The sequence below is a fragment of the Pseudomonas sp. GW531-T4 genome (assembly GCF_017349615.1).
GTDB classification, from domain to species: Bacteria; Pseudomonadota; Gammaproteobacteria; order Pseudomonadales; family Pseudomonadaceae; genus Aquipseudomonas; species Aquipseudomonas chlororaphis_I.
Genome location: NZ_JACMZT010000022.1, coordinates 89838 through 104503, shown reverse-complemented (window position 1 = coordinate 104503; position 14666 = coordinate 89838). Strand labels below are relative to the sequence as shown.

The following is a 14666-nucleotide window of genomic DNA, read 5'->3' as shown; positions in this document are numbered from 1 at the left end:
ACTGAGGGTGGCGGTGTATTTGCGGTAGCGCGCATTCGGCTCGCCCGGCCCTGGGTGGCCATTGTCCTGGGCGTCGAAGGCACCGATGCCGTGCTGCATGCCCAGGTCGAGGTTGACGAAGGCACCGCCGATGCGCCGGCCGTGGTTGATGCCGAACTGGGCTTCGCTGAGGCGATTGCTGCTCAGGGCCAGCTTGCTGTCTTCGATGAAGTTGTTGGTGCGCAGGTAGGCCAGCCCGGCATTCAGCGAGGTCTTGCTCACCGCGTCACGCAGGATCACCCGCTCGGCGCGCAGCTGGTGGTTCTGGCTGTCGCCGGTCTGCTTGAAGCTGAAACCATTGGCCTGGGCCTGGGAGCGGTACTCGCTCTGGCTATAGGTGTAACTGAAGTTCCACCAGCCCCAGGGCAGGTTGTAAGAGAGCATGGCGTTGTTGGAGGTGTGCTGGTGGTCGCTCATGGCATCGTGGCCACCGCGCAACATCAGCTGGTCGGCCAGCCCCAGCGGGCTGTCCCAGTCGAAGGTGGTGCCCCACTGCTGCTCGCCGGTGCTGCGCTGGCCGTCGTTGCTGCGCGACAGCCCGGCCCGCCAGGGCTTTTGCGCGGTGTTCTTGACCAGCACTTGGCTGCCGCCGACCTCCTTGCCGGGGGCCAGCTCCATTTGCGCCTGGTTCGACGGCAGGCGGTTGAGCTGGTCCACCAGTTGTTCGATTTCCCGCAGGTTGACCAGCGCGCCGACCTGACCGGGAAAGGCCATGGCCAGCTCCCGCTCGGACAGCTGGCTGTCGGCCGCGCCCTTCAAGCCTTCGAGCCGGCCCTCGACCACCAGCACCTTCAAGTGGCCGCCAGACAGGTCCTGCTGCGGCAGGTAGGCACGGCTGGTCACCAGGCCCTTCTCCAGGTAGTAGTCGGTGATGACCTTGAGCAGCTCATTGAGCTGGCTGACGCCCAGGCACTGACCGATATAGGGCTTGAGCAGGCGCGCCTGCTCGGCGGCGGACAGGCTGTCGGCGCCCTTGAGTTCGATGTCCTGGATCGGGAAACAGCGGGTGTCGGCAGGCGCGGTCGGCGCCGTGGGGGCAGCCTCTTTACCGGGCAGGTCCTTGAGTTCTTCCAGGCGCCGGCGCTGCTCTTCGAGCAGGCGGTCCTGGCGTTCGCGGATCAGGTCGGTGTCACCGGGGGTGGGAGCAGCATGAACGAGGTGTAGCGGAGTCAAGCACAGCAAAGCCAGGCACAACCTCCCCGCGAGGGCGGGTGAGTACATGTTCGATCCCTCGAGACGCATTAGTATCAAAATGATATCAATATGTTAATTGGCCATCATTTTGGCGTCAATCATTCATCCTGCCGGCTGGTGCAGGAGAGAGGCTCTGCAACGAGGGTTCCAGCGAAGAACTCAAGTCGTCGAGGGGCCAGAGCCAGTGAAGGCGCGGCCAAGAAGAAGGCCGACAGCTGATCGCCGGCCAATAAAAAGCCCGGACGGGGTCCGGGCTTTTTGTATGGCGCTACGGCTTATTCGGCAGCCGGTGCTGGCTTGCGGCGCTTGAGCGGCGCCATGCCGTCCTGGCTGACCAGGGCATCGCTTTTCGGCCGGTTGGCGGTCTTGCGTTTGGTCGGGGCCTTGGCCACGGTTTTTTTCTTGTCGCCCTTGGCGTCGGTCTTTTTCTTCTTCACACCCGCGGCCTTGCCGGAGGCCTTGACCTTCTTCGGCCCGCTGTAGGTGCCTTTGACTTCCTTGATGGTGCGGCGCTCGAAGTGCTGCTTGAGGTAGCGCTCGATGCTCGACATCAGGTTCCAGTCGCCATGGCAGATCAGCGAGATGGCCAGGCCGTCATTGCCGGCACGCCCGGTACGGCCGATGCGATGCACGTATTCGTCGCCGCTGCGCGGCATGTCGAAGTTGATCACCAGGTCCAGGCCGTCGACATCCAGGCCGCGGGCGGCGACGTCGGTGGCGACGAGGATTTTCACCCCGCCCTGCTTCAGGCGGTCGATGGCCAGCTTGCGGTCCTTCTGGTCTTTCTCACCGTGCAGGACGAACGCCTTGTACTCCTGGGCCACCAGGCGGCCGTAGATACGGTCGGCCATGGCGCGGGTGTTGGTGAAGACGATGGCCTTCTGGTAGGTCTCGTTGGCCAGCAGCCAGTTGACGATCTGCTCTTTGTGCTGGTTGTGGTCGGCGGTGATGATCTGCTGGCGGGTGGTGTCGTTCAGCTGGCTGACCGCGTTGAGCTGCAGGTGCTCAGGGTTGTTCAGGACCTTGGCGACCATCTCGCGCAGGCCCGAGCCACCGGTGGTGGCGGAGAACAGCATGGTCTGCTGACGGTTCGGGCACTCGTCCACCAGGCGCTGCACGTCGTCGGCAAAGCCCATGTCGAGCATGCGGTCGGCTTCGTCGAGGACCAGCACTTCCACTTCTTTCAAATCGAGGTTGCCGGCGTTCAGTTGCTCGATCAGGCGACCCGGGGTGCCGATCAGGATGTCCGGCACCTTGCGCAGCATCGCGGCCTGGACCTTGAAGTCTTCGCCGCCGGTGATCAGGCCGGCCTTGATGAAGGTGAACTGCGAGAAGCGTTCGACTTCCTTCAGGGTCTGCTGCGCCAGCTCACGGGTCGGCAGCAGGATCAGGGTCTTGATGCTGACGCGGATCTTCGCCGGGCCGATCAGGCGATTGAGGATCGGCAGGACGAACGCGGCGGTCTTGCCGCTGCCGGTCTGCGCCGTCACCCGCAGGTCACGCCCTTGGAGCGCGAGCGGAATGGCCGCTGCCTGCACAGGCGTTGGCTCGACAAATTTAAGCTCGGCCACGGCTTTGAGCAGGCGTTCGTGCAGGGCGAATTGGGAAAACACGGGTGCTACCTCGAAGATATGCAAAAAAACAGCTGCATAGGGTAACGGTTTCGGGCGCGAAGGCCGAGTTTCTTTCACGCAAACCACGGTAAACAATTGGTTTTTGTCAGCGATTCGTCCTTAACGGTAACTTTCGACGGCTTAAATGTTCTAATCGATCCGTCTCGTCTCATAGAGGAAGCTTCTGACCCCATGGATTTCAAACAGCTCTGGCTCAACGTTCAAGACCTCTGGGGGGCGCTCGATGAGCACCCGCTCCTGCATTCCAGCCTGGCCCTGGTCATCCTGCTGGTGGTGGCGCTGCTCGTCGGACGAGTGGCGCGCTACCTCATCCTGCACGCGGTCAAGCTGCTCGGCCGCCAACCGTCCCTGCACTGGCTCAACGACCTGCGCCAGAACAAGGTGTTCCATCGCCTGGCACAGATGACCCCGTCGCTGGTGGTCCAGTTCGGCCTGCACCTGGTGCCGGAGCTGAGCAAGACCAGCCTGGTGTTCCTCGGCAACCTGGCCCTGGCCTTCACCATCCTGTTCCAGGTACTGGCCATCAGCGCCCTGCTCAACGCCCTGCTGGACATCTACGCCCGCACCGAACATGCGCGCACCCGTTCGATCAAGGGTTACGTGCAACTGGCGAAGATGGTGCTGTTCGTGTTCGGCGCGATCATCATCGTCGCCACCCTGATCGACCGCTCGCCGCTGCTGCTGTTGTCCGGCCTGGGCGCCATGTCGGCGGTGATCCTGTTGGTCTACAAGGACACCCTGCTGTCGTTCGTCGCCAGCGTGCAACTGACCAGCAACGACATGCTGCGGGTCGGCGACTGGATCGAAATGCCCCAGGTCGGCGCCGACGGCGATGTAGTGGATATCACCCTGCACACGGTCAAGGTGCAGAACTTCGACAAGACCATCGTCTCGATCCCCACCTGGCGCCTGATGTCCGAGTCGTTCAAGAACTGGCGCGGCATGCAGCAGTCCGGCGGCCGGCGGATCAAGCGCAGCCTGTACATCGACGCCAGCGGCGTGCGCTTCATCAACGATGAGGAAGAGGTGCGCCTGGGCAAGGTCCACCTGCTCACCGACTACATCAGTCGCAAGCAGGCCGAGCTCAAGAGCTGGAACGAAGCCCAGGGCAATGTCGCCGCCATGTCGGCCAACCGCCGCCGCATGACCAACCTGGGGACCTTCCGCGCCTATGCCCTGGCGTACCTCAAGAGTCATCCGGACATCCAGCCGAACATGACCTGCATGGTCCGCCAGATGCAGACCACCGCCCAGGGCATTCCGCTGGAAATCTACTGCTTCACCCGCACCACGGCGTGGACCGACTACGAGCGCATCCAGGGCGATATCTTCGATTACCTGCTGGCGGTGATGCCGGAGTTCGGCCTGAGCCTGTATCAGCAGCCGAGCGGCAACGACCTGCGCGCCGGCCTGCTGCCGGCGGTGCTGGGCGCCAGTCATATCCCCGAAGTGGAAAAACGCGCGCTGTAATTCCCGCCTGATCGCCCCGTCCCCGGGGCGATCAACCCCTCTATCTGCTCAATCTGTAGGAGCGAAGCTTGCTCGCGATCCGCGCAGCGGCCTGACCTCGCGGTGTCTGTCAGATCACTATCGTGGGCAATCGAGCGTCGACCGGCCGCTCCTACAGGGCAGTGGCAGTAGTCGCGGCGTTTTCGCCGCGACGGCTGATCCACACCGCCGCCAGGATCACCAGCGCGCCGAGGAACAGGCGCCCCAGTTCCTCATGCTGATTCCAGATCAACAGATTGATCAGCAGCCCCACCGGCACATGCAGGTTGTTCATCACCGCCAGGGTCGCGCCAGTGACCAGGCAGGCGCCCTTGTTCCACCAGTACAGCCCCAGCGCGGTGGACACCAGCCCGAGAAACAGCAGCACGGCCCATTGCAACGGGGCTTCGGGCAGGAAGTCCGGCTTGCCGAACAGCAGGAAGGCCGGCAATACCACCGCCAGCGCCCCCAGGTAGAAGTAGCCGAAACGCCGGTAATGCGGCAGGTCGCTCGGATGGCGCGCCACCAGGTGCTTGTACAACACCTGCCCGGCGGCGTAGGTAAAGTTGGCCAGTTGCAGCAGCAGAAAGCCCATGAAGAAATCCGGGCTGATGCGGTCGTAGCGGATCACCGCCGCCCCGGCCACCGCTACCAGCGCCGCCAGCAGGCCCCAGGGGTTGAAGCGCCGGTTCAGCGCGTCCTCGATCAGGGTCACATGCAGCGGCGTGAGGATGGTGAACAGCAGCACCTCCGGCACCGTCAGCACGCGAAAACTCAGGTACAGGCAGACGTAGGTCACGCCGAACTGCAAGGCGCCGATCAGCAGCATGCTGCGCATGAACGCCGGCTCTACCTGGCGCCAGCGGGTCAGCGGGATGAACACCAGCCCGGCCAGCAACACCCGGACCAGCACCGCGAAATAACTGTCGACATGCCCGGCCAGGTATTCGCCGATCAGGCTGAAGGAAAACGCCTGGATCAGCGTGACAAAAAGTAGATAGCCCATGCTCGCCTCGTCTTGAAGAGGCGGCGACGATAGCGGTTTTGCCCCGCCCGACGCAAAGCGGTGTATCAGAAATACCGCGGTGCCTGGTTTGGCGACGGCTGCGCCGTCGATCGCAGCCTCGCTGACGCTCGACAGCGGCTACGGGCCAACGATTGCAGCCGATGGCCCAGTCACTCGCCTCCCCGCTTTTGTAGCCGCTGCCGAGCTCCGGCGAGGCTGCGATCGGCTGCATAGCAGCCGCGAACCCGGCAACCGCGGTGTATCAGAAATACCGCGGTGCCTGGTTTGGCGACGGCTGCGCCGTCGAGCGCAGCCTCGCTGACGCTCGACAGCGGCTACGGGGCAACGATTGCAGCCGATGGCCCGGTCACTCGCCTCCCCGCTTTTGTAGCCGCTGCCGAGCCCGAGCGAGGCTGCGATCGGCTGCGTAGCAGCCGCGAACCCGGCAACCGCGGTGAATCAGAAATACCGCGGTGCCTGATTTGGCGACGGCTGCGCCGTCGATCGCAGCCTCGCTGACGCTCGACAGCGGCTACAACGGACGTGACAAATCGCGGGCAAAAAAAAGCCCGATCTCGCAAAGCGTTCAATCGGGCAGGAGCACTCAGGAGCAACAAGTGCAAAGGGAGGTTCGATGCGCACACAAACTTGAAGGGGAGCGCAGGGCCTACTAGACCACTGCGCGATTATCTGGCGATTAACGGATTAAGCGACCTGGGCCAGTTTGGCGTTGGCCTGGTTCAGGCCCTTCTCCTGGAAGTCGCCGCCCAGGTTCATGCCTTCGGCGTGAATGAACTCGACGTCGTGGATGCCGATGAAGCCCATCACCTGGCGCAGGTAGGGTTCCTGGTGATCCGCGGTGCTGCCGGCGTAGATGCCGCCACGGGCGGTCAGCACGTAGGCACGCTTGCCGTTGAGCAGGCCCTGGGGACCGGTTGCGGTGTACTTGAAGGTCACGCCGGCACGCAGCACGTGGTCCAGCCAGGCTTTGAGGGTGCTCGGGATGGCGAAGTTGTACATCGGCGCGGCCATCACCAGCACGTCGGCGGCCAGCAGTTCGTCGGTCAGTTCGTTGGAACGCTGCAGCGAGGCCTCTTCGCTCTCGTTGCGCTGCTCGGCGGGTTTCATCCAGCCGCCCAGCAGGTTGCTGTCCAGGTGCGGCACCGGGGTTACCGCCAGGTCACGCACGGTGATCTGGTCGCCCGGGTGGGCCGCCTGCCATTGCTTGATGAAGGTCTGGGTCAGCTGGCGGGAAACGGAATCCTGCTGACGGGCACTGCTTTCGATGATCAGAACGCGGGACATGGGATGTAGCCTCCATCGGGAATGCTGTAGGTCGATGGAGCGCAGATTAAACAGAGTCATATCGATGAAAAAGCGCAAATAACTGCTATAACCAATCAATAAATTCGTTTATAAGCGGAGCAGGTCGCGCACCCTGCTCCGCTTTGCGCTTACTTGGCGGTACAGGTCAGGTCGATGCGCAGCTTGATGATGCTGCGGTTGAACTTGGCCGTGGCGTTCTTGAACTTGCCGGCCGCCACTTCCACCTTGCGCGTGCGCGGGGCTTCGGGGCCGTTGCGGAAGACCACCGTGCAGGCGGCGTCGGTGGTGCCGTAGTTGTTCACCTGGATCGAACCGATGTCAGCATCGGTGTCGTAGGCGGTGTAGTCGATGCTCACGCCTTCGAGGTGTTTCTTCACGTCGATGGGATAGGCGAACGCACTGAGCGGCAGCAGGGCCAGCAACACACAACAGAATTTTCTCATTCGGCAGTCTCCAATAAGGAGCGCCAGCTTAGGACAAGAGGAGCTCCTCATGAAAGCGCCCCGCGTTACCCTCGATCAATGGCGAACACTGCAGGCCGTGGTCGATCACGGCGGCTTCGCCCAGGCCGCCGAGGCGCTGCACCGTTCGCAATCGTCTGTCAGCTACACCGTGGCGCGCATGCAGGACCAACTGGGCGTGCCGCTGCTGCGTATCGACGGGCGCAAGGCCGTACTCACCGAGGCCGGCGGCGTATTGCTGCGCCGCTCGCGGCAACTGGTGAAACAGGCCAGCCAACTGGAAGACCTGGCCCACCACATGGAACAGGGCTGGGAAGCCGAAGTACGCCTAGTGGTGGACGCCGCCTACCCCAGCGCGCGCCTGGTCCGCGCCCTGACCGCCTTCATGCCGCAAAGCCGCGGCTGCCGGGTGCGCCTGCGCGAGGAAGTGCTGTCCGGGGTCGAAGAGGTGCTGCTCGAAGGCGTGGCCGACCTGGCCATCAGCGGCTTCAACATCTCCGGCTACCTGGGCACGGAAATGAGCTCGGTGGAATTCGTCGCCGTGGCCCACCCGGAACACGCCCTGCACCGCCTGAACCGCGAGCTGAATTTCCAGGACCTGGAAAGCCAACTGCAGGTGGTGATCCGCGACTCCGGCCGCCAGCAGCCGCGGGACGTCGGCTGGCTCGGCGCCGAACAGCGCTGGACCGTCGGCAGCCTGGCCACCGCCGCCACCTTCGTCGGCAGCGGCCTGGGCTTTGCCTGGCTGCCGCGCCACATGATCGAACGCGAACTCCGGGAGGGCCTGCTCAAGGTGCTACCGTTGGACCAGGGCGGCAGCCGGCACCCGACCTTCTACCTGTATTCGAACAAGGACAAACCCCTGGGCCCGGCCACGCAGATCCTCGTCGAGCTGCTGCGCACCTTCGACACCGCGCCGCTGGACGCGCCGTTCGCCGCCCCGGAACAAGCCTGAACCGACACTTGAACCCTCCACGCGCCTGAACAGGAATTCAGCCATGGCCTATTTCGAACACGAAGGATGCACCCTGCACTACGAGGAATACGGCCATGGCGAACCGCTGGTGCTGGTTCACGGGCTCGGCTCCAGCACCCGGGACTGGGAAAAGCAGATCGCCGAGCTGTCCGCCCATTACCGCCTGATCCTCCCCGACGTGCGTGGCCATGGCCGTTCCGACAAGCCCCGCGGGCCTTACAGCATCGCCGGTTTCAGCGCCGACCTGGTCGCCCTGCTGGAACACCTGAACCTGTCGCGGGTGCACCTGGTGGGCCTGTCCATGGGCGGCATGATCGCCTTCCAGCTCGCGGTGGATCAGCCCCGGCTGCTGAAAAGCCTGTGCATCGTCAACAGCGCGCCCGAGGTGAAGATCCGCAGCGCCAACGACGCCTGGCAGTGGTTCAAGCGCTGGAGCCTGATGCGCCTGCTCAGCCTCGAAGCCATCGGCATCGCCCTGGCCGGCAAACTGTTCCCCAAGCCGGAGCAGGCCGAGCTGCGGCAAAAGATGGCCGAGCGCTGGGCAAAAAACGACAAACGTGCTTATCTCGCAAGCTTCGATGCCATCGTTGGCTGGGGGGTCCAGGAACGACTTTCGCAAGTCGCCTGTCCAACCCTGGTCATCAGCGCCGACCGTGACTACACCCCGGTCGCACTGAAAGAAAGCTATGTGAAACTGCTGCCCGACGGGCGCCTGGTGGTGATCGCCGATTCGCGTCACGCCACACCGCTGGACCAGCCGCAACGCTTCAACCAAACCCTGCTCGAGTTTTTAACCGCAGTCGACACCACCACCCAGGATCACTGACCCATGCTGAAAAAAATCGCCCTCGTCGCCGGCTCCGTTCTGTTCGCTGCCAACCTGATGGCCGCCCAACCGGCCAAGGCGCCTCACGTCCTGCTGGACACCAGCTTCGGCAAGATCGAAGTCGAACTGGACCCGGTCAAGGCCCCGATCTCCAGCAAGAACTTCCTCGACTACGTCGACAGCGGCTTCTACACCAACACCATCTTTCACCGGGTGATCCCGGGCTTCATGGTCCAGGGCGGCGGCTTCACCCCGCAGATGGTGCAGAAGGAAACCCGCGACCCGATCAAGAACGAAGCCAGCAACGGCCTGCATAACGTACGTGGCACCCTGTCCATGGCCCGCACCTCGAACCCGAACTCGGCCACCAGCCAGTTCTTCATCAACGTCGCCGACAACGCCTTCCTCGATCCGGGCCGCGATGCCGGTTACGCGGTGTTCGCCAAGGTGGTGAGCGGCATGGACGTGGTCGACCAGATCGTCAACTCGCAGACCACCACCAAACAAGGCATGCAGAACGTGCCGATCGACCCCGTGCTGATCAAGTCGGCCAAGCGCATCGACTAAGGCCCTGTACGGAAAGTGGCTACACCCGCCGACTTTTCGTACAGAGCCCAAGGCTTCGCCGGGACTCCCGGCGCAGCGCCGACACGGCGCTGCGCCTGCTTACTGATAAGGAGAGCCCGCCACGCGGGCGTCAGATCCCATGCTCTATCGTCGTTTTGAACAGCTGATCGATATTTTCCGCGACGCTCCCACTGCCGCTCCCCCCAACCGCGTACTGCCCTTCTACCTCTATTACATCAAGCAAGTCTGGCCGAGCTTCGTCGCCCTGCTGGTGGTCGGCCTGTTCGTCGCGCTGATCGAAGTGTCGCTGTTCAGCTACCTGAGCACGATCATCGACCTGGCTCAGGGCACGCCCAATGTCGAGATCTTCAAGACCCACGGCCTCGAGCTGGCCTGGATGGCGGTGGTCGCGCTGATCTTCCGACCGCTGTTCGTCGCCCTGCACGACCTGCTGGTGCACCAGACCATCAGCCCGGGCATGACCAGCCTGATTCGCTGGCAGAACCACAGCTATGTGCTCAAGCAGAGCCTGAACTTCTTCCAGAACGACTTCGCCGGGCGCATCGCCCAGCGCATCATGCAGACCGGCAACTCGCTGCGCGACTCGGCGGTGCAGGCGGTGGACGCGCTGTGGCACGTGCTGATCTATGCGGTCAGCTCCCTGGTGCTATTCGCCGAGGCCGACTGGCACCTGATGATCCCGCTGCTGATCTGGATCGCCAGCTACATCGGCGCGCTCTGGTACTTCGTGCCCAGGGTCAAGGAACGTTCGGTGATTTCCTCGGACGCCAACTCCAAGCTGGTCGGCAGGATCGTCGACGGCTACACCAACATCACCACCCTCAAGCTGTTCGCCCACACCCACTTCGAGCAGAACTACGCGCGCGAAGCCATCGGCGAGCAGACCGAGAAAAGCCAGCTGGCCGGGCGGGTCATCACCAGCATGGACGTGGTGATCACCGCCATGAACGGCCTGCTGATCGTCTCCACCACGGGCCTGGCCCTGTGGCTGTGGACCCAGTCGCTGATCTCGGTCGGCGCCATCGCCCTGGCCACCGGCCTGGTGATCCGCATCGTCAACATGTCCGGCTGGATCATGTGGGTGGTCAACGGCATCTTCGAGAACATCGGCATGGTCCAGGACGGCCTGCAGACCATCGCCCAGCCCATCAGCGTCAGCGACCGCGAACAGGCGCCGCGCCTGGCGGTGGCCAGCGGCGAAGTGCGTTTCGAGCATGTGGATTTCCACTACGGGAAAAAGACCGGGGTCATCAGCGACCTCAACCTGATCATCAAGCCGGGGGAAAAGATCGGCCTGATCGGCCCGTCCGGCGCCGGCAAGTCGACCCTGGTCAACCTGTTGCTGCGGCTCTATGACCTGGAGAGCGGGCGCATCCTGATCGACAACCAGAACATCGCCGAGGTGACCCAGGAAAGCCTGCGCGAAAGGATCGGCATGATCACCCAGGACACCTCGCTGCTGCACCGTTCGATCCGCGACAACCTGCTGTACGGCAAGCCCGACGCTACCGACGAGGAGCTCTGGGAAGCGGTGCGCAAGGCCCGCGCCGATGAGTTCATCCCGCTGCTCTCCGACGCCCAGGGCCGCACCGGCTTCGATGCCCATGTCGGCGAGCGCGGGGTGAAACTCTCCGGCGGCCAGCGCCAGCGCATCGCCATTGCCCGGGTGCTGCTCAAGGATGCGCCGATCCTGATCATGGATGAGGCCACCTCGGCCCTGGACTCGGAAGTCGAGGCGGCGATCCAGGAAAGCCTGGAGACCCTGATGCAGGGCAAGACCGTGATCGCCATCGCCCACCGGCTCTCGACCATCGCCCGCATGGACCGCCTGGTGGTCCTGGAAAAAGGCCGCATCGCCGAGACCGGCAGCCATGCCGAGCTACTGGCCCACGGTGGCCTGTATGCGCGCCTGTGGCAGCACCAGACCGGAGGCTTTGTCGGTATCGACTGACCGTAGCCCTGTAGCCGCTGCCGAGCCTGCGAGGCTGCGATAGGGTTCGCAGAACCCTCGACGCCCTCAGGGACACGTCCCCTTCGGGGCCGATCGCAGCCTTCGGCAGCGGCTACAGAAAAACGCCAGGGCCCGTTACATCGGGCCCTGGCGTTTTTTTTTCGCACTGGATTTGTAAAAAAAGCCTGCTGTACTGAGCCTAGGTTCTGGACCAGGGCCTGCGGCCAGCCTGCACGGCCGCATCACGGCTTTATCGCATCGATAGTCGACCTAAAAGGATAACTTCATGTCTCTGTTCAAACGTTCAGTCACTGAGTTGTTAGGTACCTTCTGGCTGGTATTGGGTGGTTGTGGCAGCGCCGTACTGGCGGCCGCGTTCCCGGAGGTCGGCATCGGCCTGCTCGGCGTGGCGCTGGCCTTCGGTCTTACCGTCCTGACCATGGCCTTCGCCATCGGCCATATCTCCGGCTGTCATCTCAACCCCGCGGTGTCCGTCGGCCTGGTGGTGGGCGGGCGTTTTCCGCTCAAGGAACTGCCCGCCTATGTCATCGCGCAAGTGCTCGGCGGGGTGATCGCCGCGGCGCTGCTGTACTTCATCGCCAGCGGTAAGCCGGGCTTCGAGCTGGCCAGCGGGCTGGCTTCCAACGGTTATGGCGAACATTCGCCGGGAGGCTATTCACTGGCCGCGGGTTTTGTCAGCGAGCTGGTGATGACCGGGATGTTCGTGGTGATCATCCTCGGCGCCACCGATAAACGTGCGCCGGTGGGCTTCGCGCCAATTGCCATCGGCCTGGCGCTGACACTGATCCACCTGATCTCGATCCCAGTGACCAACACCTCGGTCAACCCGGCGCGCAGCACCGGGCCGGCCTTGATCGTCGGTGGCTGGGCGATCCAGCAACTGTGGCTGTTCTGGCTGGCGCCGATTCTCGGCGCGGTGGTCGGCGGCGGTATCTACCGCTGGCTGGGCAAGGAAGACAGCTGAAAACCACCCCGAGGGTCACGCCTGCCGATACGGCAGCGCGGCCCTCGCCTCTTCGGCGTAAGCCAATACGCCCGCCCGCTCCTGCCGGAGAAAATCCTCCACCGCCGCTTTCAAGCCCGGGTGGCGCAGGTAGTGCCAGGACCGGGTAATCACCGGCTCGAACCCCCGAATCAACTTGTGCTCGCCCTGGGCCCCGGCGTCGAAACGCTGCATGCCCTGGGCGATCGCATAGTCCATGCCCTGGTAGAAACAGGTTTCGAAATGCAGGCGATCGAACTCCGCCAGGCAACCCCAGTAACGCCCGTAGAAACTGTCGCCACCGATCAGGCTGAAGGCCATGGCCACCGGCCTGGCGTTCTGCTTGGCCAGCACCACGCGGATGGCCTCGGGCATGCGTTCGGCCAGCAGGCTGAAAAAAGCCCGGGTCAGGTAGGGTGACTGGCGCCGCACCGCATAGGTGTTGGCGTAACAGGCGTAGACAAAATCCCACTGCGCCTCGCTGAGCTGCCGGCCTTCGAGCCACTCGAACTCGATGCCCTGCCCCGCCACCTGTTCGCGCTCCTTGCGCATCTGTTTGCGCTTGCGCGAGCTGAGGCTATCGAGAAAGTCCTGGAAGTCCCGATAGCCACGGTTCTGCCAGTGGAACTGGCAACCCAGGCGCTGCAACCAGCCGTCCTGCCAGGCCAGGGCGGCATCGGTAAAGGCATCGGTGAAGTTGATATGGGCGCTGGACAGCCCTTCGATCTCCAGGTAACCGGGCAGGCTTTGCAGCAGTTCGAGGCCGTCTTCCAGGCTCGCCGCCAGCAGCCGCGCGCCGCTGACCGGGCTGAAGGGCACGGCGCTCAGCAGCTTGGGGTAATACTCGATGCCAGCCCGGGCGCAGGCGTCGGCCCAACCATGGTCGAACACGTACTCACCGTAGGAATGCCACTTGCGGTAGCTGGGCAACGCCGCGATCAGGCGCCCGTCTTGCACATGCAGCAGGTGCTCGGCCTGCCAGCCGGAACGCGGGCCGAGGCTGCCGCTGTCTTCCAGCGTGCTGAGAAAGGCGTGGCGCAGAAACGGCTGGCCGTCACTGAGCAGGCCGTCCCATTGCTGCGGATCGACGGCGGCCAGGCTGGTCAAGGATTGCAACGGCATTGGGTTCCCCACAAGTGATGCCACGAACGCGCCGAGTATCGCCGATCACTGCCCCAGGTGCAGCAACAGGAAATCGATGAACGCCCGCGACTTGTGCGGCAGGTGCGAACTGTTGGGAAACACCACGTTCACCGACTGCGAAGGCAAGGCGTAGTCGGGCAGCAGGCGCACCAGCCGGCCGCTCGCCAGGTCGTCCTCGACCACCCAGCCGGGCAGTACCGACACCCCCAGGGACGACAGGGTCATGGCGCGGATGGCGGTGGAGGAATTGGACTCGAAATGATTGGGCCCGCTGACCTCGACCTGGCCCAGTTGCGGGTGGCTCAGGGTCCAGGTGGTCGGCCCTTGCAGGTTGCTGTTGGCGATCCACGGCACGCTGTTCAGGTCCAGGGGCTCGACCACCGGATGGCGCACCAGAAAGTCCGGGCTGGCCACCAGGACGATGTCGTAGTCGGCCAGCTTGCGGCTCTTGAAAGCCGAGTCGGCGAGGTTGCCCAGGCGGATCACCAGGTCGAGTTTTTCCGCCACCAGATCATTCAACGAAGAGTTGAAGTTATAACAAAGACGGATCTCCGGATAACGTTCGGTGAACTTGGAAATGATCGGCAGTATATAGCGCTCGCCATACTCGCTAGTTGAACTGAAACGCAACTTACCGGAAATACGATTATGCCCGTGCAGGACATTTTCGAAGGCATTGTCGATATCCGCGACAATGCCCTTGAACTCGTTATAAAAGTCCTGGCCTATTTCCGTCAGGGATATATTGCGGGTATTGCGGATCAACAGGGTCGCCGACAAAACTTCCTCGAGCGCCTTGACATGCAGGCTGGCCATGGCTTTGCTGATGCACAGGTAATTGGCCGCCTTGGTATAGGAACCGAAATCGACAACCGCCAGGAATGTCTGGACGCGATTTAGATGCGTGTGCATGTTATAGCTCACTGTTTTTGTAAATCATTGTTAAATCCCATCAAACAATGTTTCAAGTATAGGCGTATCGACACCCTCGGTCTATCGCTCCTATGATCCCGCCGCAAAAGGGAGATCAT

At 63.2% G+C, this 14666-nt stretch carries 13 protein-coding genes; 6 read left to right on the top strand and 7 right to left on the bottom strand.

Going from position 1 to position 14666, the window contains the following annotated elements:
* Together J4D28_RS18645 and J4D28_RS18640 are read right to left on the bottom strand one after the other, a co-directional pair.
* Window positions 1–1260: ShlB/FhaC/HecB family hemolysin secretion/activation protein (locus tag J4D28_RS18645; protein WP_207246439.1), on the bottom strand; the 1260-nt coding region annotated here is incomplete at its 3' end.
* A gap of 248 nt (window positions 1261–1508) precedes the next feature.
* Window positions 1509–2846 carry a DEAD/DEAH box helicase gene (locus J4D28_RS18640; RefSeq protein ID WP_009047613.1) on the bottom strand — a complete coding sequence of 446 codons (1338 nt, stop codon included), beginning with the start codon at window positions 2844–2846 and terminating at the stop codon, window positions 1509–1511.
* Between the two features lie 192 nt (window positions 2847–3038).
* Between J4D28_RS18640 and J4D28_RS18635 the strand changes: the two genes are divergently transcribed.
* Window positions 3039–4337, top strand: a complete 1299-nt coding sequence (locus tag J4D28_RS18635; protein ID WP_009047612.1) for a mechanosensitive ion channel family protein — start codon at window positions 3039–3041, stop codon at window positions 4335–4337.
* 151 nt (window positions 4338–4488) lie between these two features.
* Here the strand turns inward: J4D28_RS18635 and J4D28_RS18630 are convergent, their stop codons facing one another.
* The 3 genes from J4D28_RS18630 to J4D28_RS18620 all read right to left on the bottom strand — a co-directional run bounded on the left by J4D28_RS18630 (window position 4489) and on the right by J4D28_RS18620 (window position 7130).
* Entirely contained in the window at window positions 4489–5361 is an 873-nt protein-coding gene (locus tag J4D28_RS18630) for a carboxylate/amino acid/amine transporter (RefSeq protein WP_207246438.1), read from the bottom strand.
* Window positions 5362–6066: 705 nt separating this feature from the next.
* Window positions 6067–6666, bottom strand: coding sequence for an FMN-dependent NADH-azoreductase (locus tag J4D28_RS18625; protein WP_016704169.1), 600 nt, complete (start codon window positions 6664–6666; stop codon window positions 6067–6069).
* A gap of 149 nt (window positions 6667–6815) precedes the next feature.
* Window positions 6816–7130: a hypothetical protein gene (locus J4D28_RS18620; protein ID WP_007920629.1), complete on the bottom strand. Its 315-nt coding sequence runs from the start codon at window positions 7128–7130 to the stop codon at window positions 6816–6818.
* A 49-nt stretch (window positions 7131–7179) separates the two neighbouring features.
* Between J4D28_RS18620 and J4D28_RS18615 the strand changes: the two genes are divergently transcribed.
* The 5 genes from J4D28_RS18615 to aqpZ all read left to right on the top strand — a co-directional run bounded on the left by J4D28_RS18615 (window position 7180) and on the right by aqpZ (window position 12474).
* The gene (locus J4D28_RS18615; RefSeq protein ID WP_007920628.1) at window positions 7180–8103 is read left to right on the top strand and encodes a LysR family transcriptional regulator; all 924 of its coding nucleotides are present in this window, start codon (window positions 7180–7182) and stop codon (window positions 8101–8103) included.
* 43 nt (window positions 8104–8146) lie between these two features.
* Window positions 8147–8950 carry an alpha/beta fold hydrolase gene (locus tag J4D28_RS18610; protein ID WP_016704168.1) on the top strand — a complete coding sequence of 268 codons (804 nt, stop codon included), beginning with the start codon at window positions 8147–8149 and terminating at the stop codon, window positions 8948–8950.
* A 3-nt stretch (window positions 8951–8953) separates the two neighbouring features.
* Window positions 8954–9517 carry a peptidylprolyl isomerase A gene (locus J4D28_RS18605; protein WP_007920626.1) on the top strand — a complete coding sequence of 188 codons (564 nt, stop codon included), beginning with the start codon at window positions 8954–8956 and terminating at the stop codon, window positions 9515–9517.
* A 139-nt stretch (window positions 9518–9656) separates the two neighbouring features.
* Entirely contained in the window at window positions 9657–11489 is a 1833-nt protein-coding gene (locus J4D28_RS18600) for an ABC transporter ATP-binding protein (RefSeq protein WP_016704167.1), read from the top strand.
* Window positions 11490–11775: 286 nt separating this feature from the next.
* Complete coding sequence (gene aqpZ / locus J4D28_RS18595; RefSeq protein WP_009047606.1) at window positions 11776–12474, top strand: aquaporin Z; 699 nt, start codon at window positions 11776–11778, stop codon at window positions 12472–12474.
* Between the two features lie 15 nt (window positions 12475–12489).
* Here the strand turns inward: aqpZ and J4D28_RS18590 are convergent, their stop codons facing one another.
* Together J4D28_RS18590 and J4D28_RS18585 are read right to left on the bottom strand one after the other, a co-directional pair.
* Window positions 12490–13614, bottom strand: a complete 1125-nt coding sequence (locus tag J4D28_RS18590) for a GNAT family N-acetyltransferase (protein WP_103331381.1) — start codon at window positions 13612–13614, stop codon at window positions 12490–12492.
* 45 nt (window positions 13615–13659) lie between these two features.
* Entirely contained in the window at window positions 13660–14547 is an 888-nt protein-coding gene (locus tag J4D28_RS18585; RefSeq protein ID WP_029526997.1) for a LysR family transcriptional regulator, read from the bottom strand.
* Window positions 14548–14666 lie beyond the last annotated feature (119 nt).

Bases quoted from the DNA above. Each gene is read 5' to 3' on its own strand.
- J4D28_RS18635 (WP_009047612.1), top strand. From the start codon at position 3,039: ATGGATTTCAAACAGCTCTGGCTCAACGTTCAAGACCTCTGGGGGGCG.
- J4D28_RS18605 (WP_007920626.1), top strand. From the start codon at position 8,954: ATGCTGAAAAAAATCGCCCTCGTCGCCGGCTCCGTTCTGTTCGCTGCC.
- J4D28_RS18615 (WP_007920628.1), top strand. From the start codon at position 7,180: ATGAAAGCGCCCCGCGTTACCCTCGATCAATGGCGAACACTGCAGGCC.
- J4D28_RS18585 (WP_029526997.1), bottom strand. From the start codon at position 14,547: ATGCACACGCATCTAAATCGCGTCCAGACATTCCTGGCGGTTGTCGAT.
- J4D28_RS18620 (WP_007920629.1), bottom strand. From the start codon at position 7,130: ATGAGAAAATTCTGTTGTGTGTTGCTGGCCCTGCTGCCGCTCAGTGCG.
- J4D28_RS18610 (WP_016704168.1), top strand. From the start codon at position 8,147: ATGGCCTATTTCGAACACGAAGGATGCACCCTGCACTACGAGGAATAC.
- J4D28_RS18600 (WP_016704167.1), top strand. From the start codon at position 9,657: ATGCTCTATCGTCGTTTTGAACAGCTGATCGATATTTTCCGCGACGCT.
- J4D28_RS18630 (WP_207246438.1), bottom strand. From the start codon at position 5,361: ATGGGCTATCTACTTTTTGTCACGCTGATCCAGGCGTTTTCCTTCAGC.
- J4D28_RS18590 (WP_103331381.1), bottom strand. From the start codon at position 13,614: ATGCCGTTGCAATCCTTGACCAGCCTGGCCGCCGTCGATCCGCAGCAA.
- J4D28_RS18625 (WP_016704169.1), bottom strand. From the start codon at position 6,666: ATGTCCCGCGTTCTGATCATCGAAAGCAGTGCCCGTCAGCAGGATTCC.
- aqpZ (WP_009047606.1), top strand. From the start codon at position 11,776: ATGTCTCTGTTCAAACGTTCAGTCACTGAGTTGTTAGGTACCTTCTGG.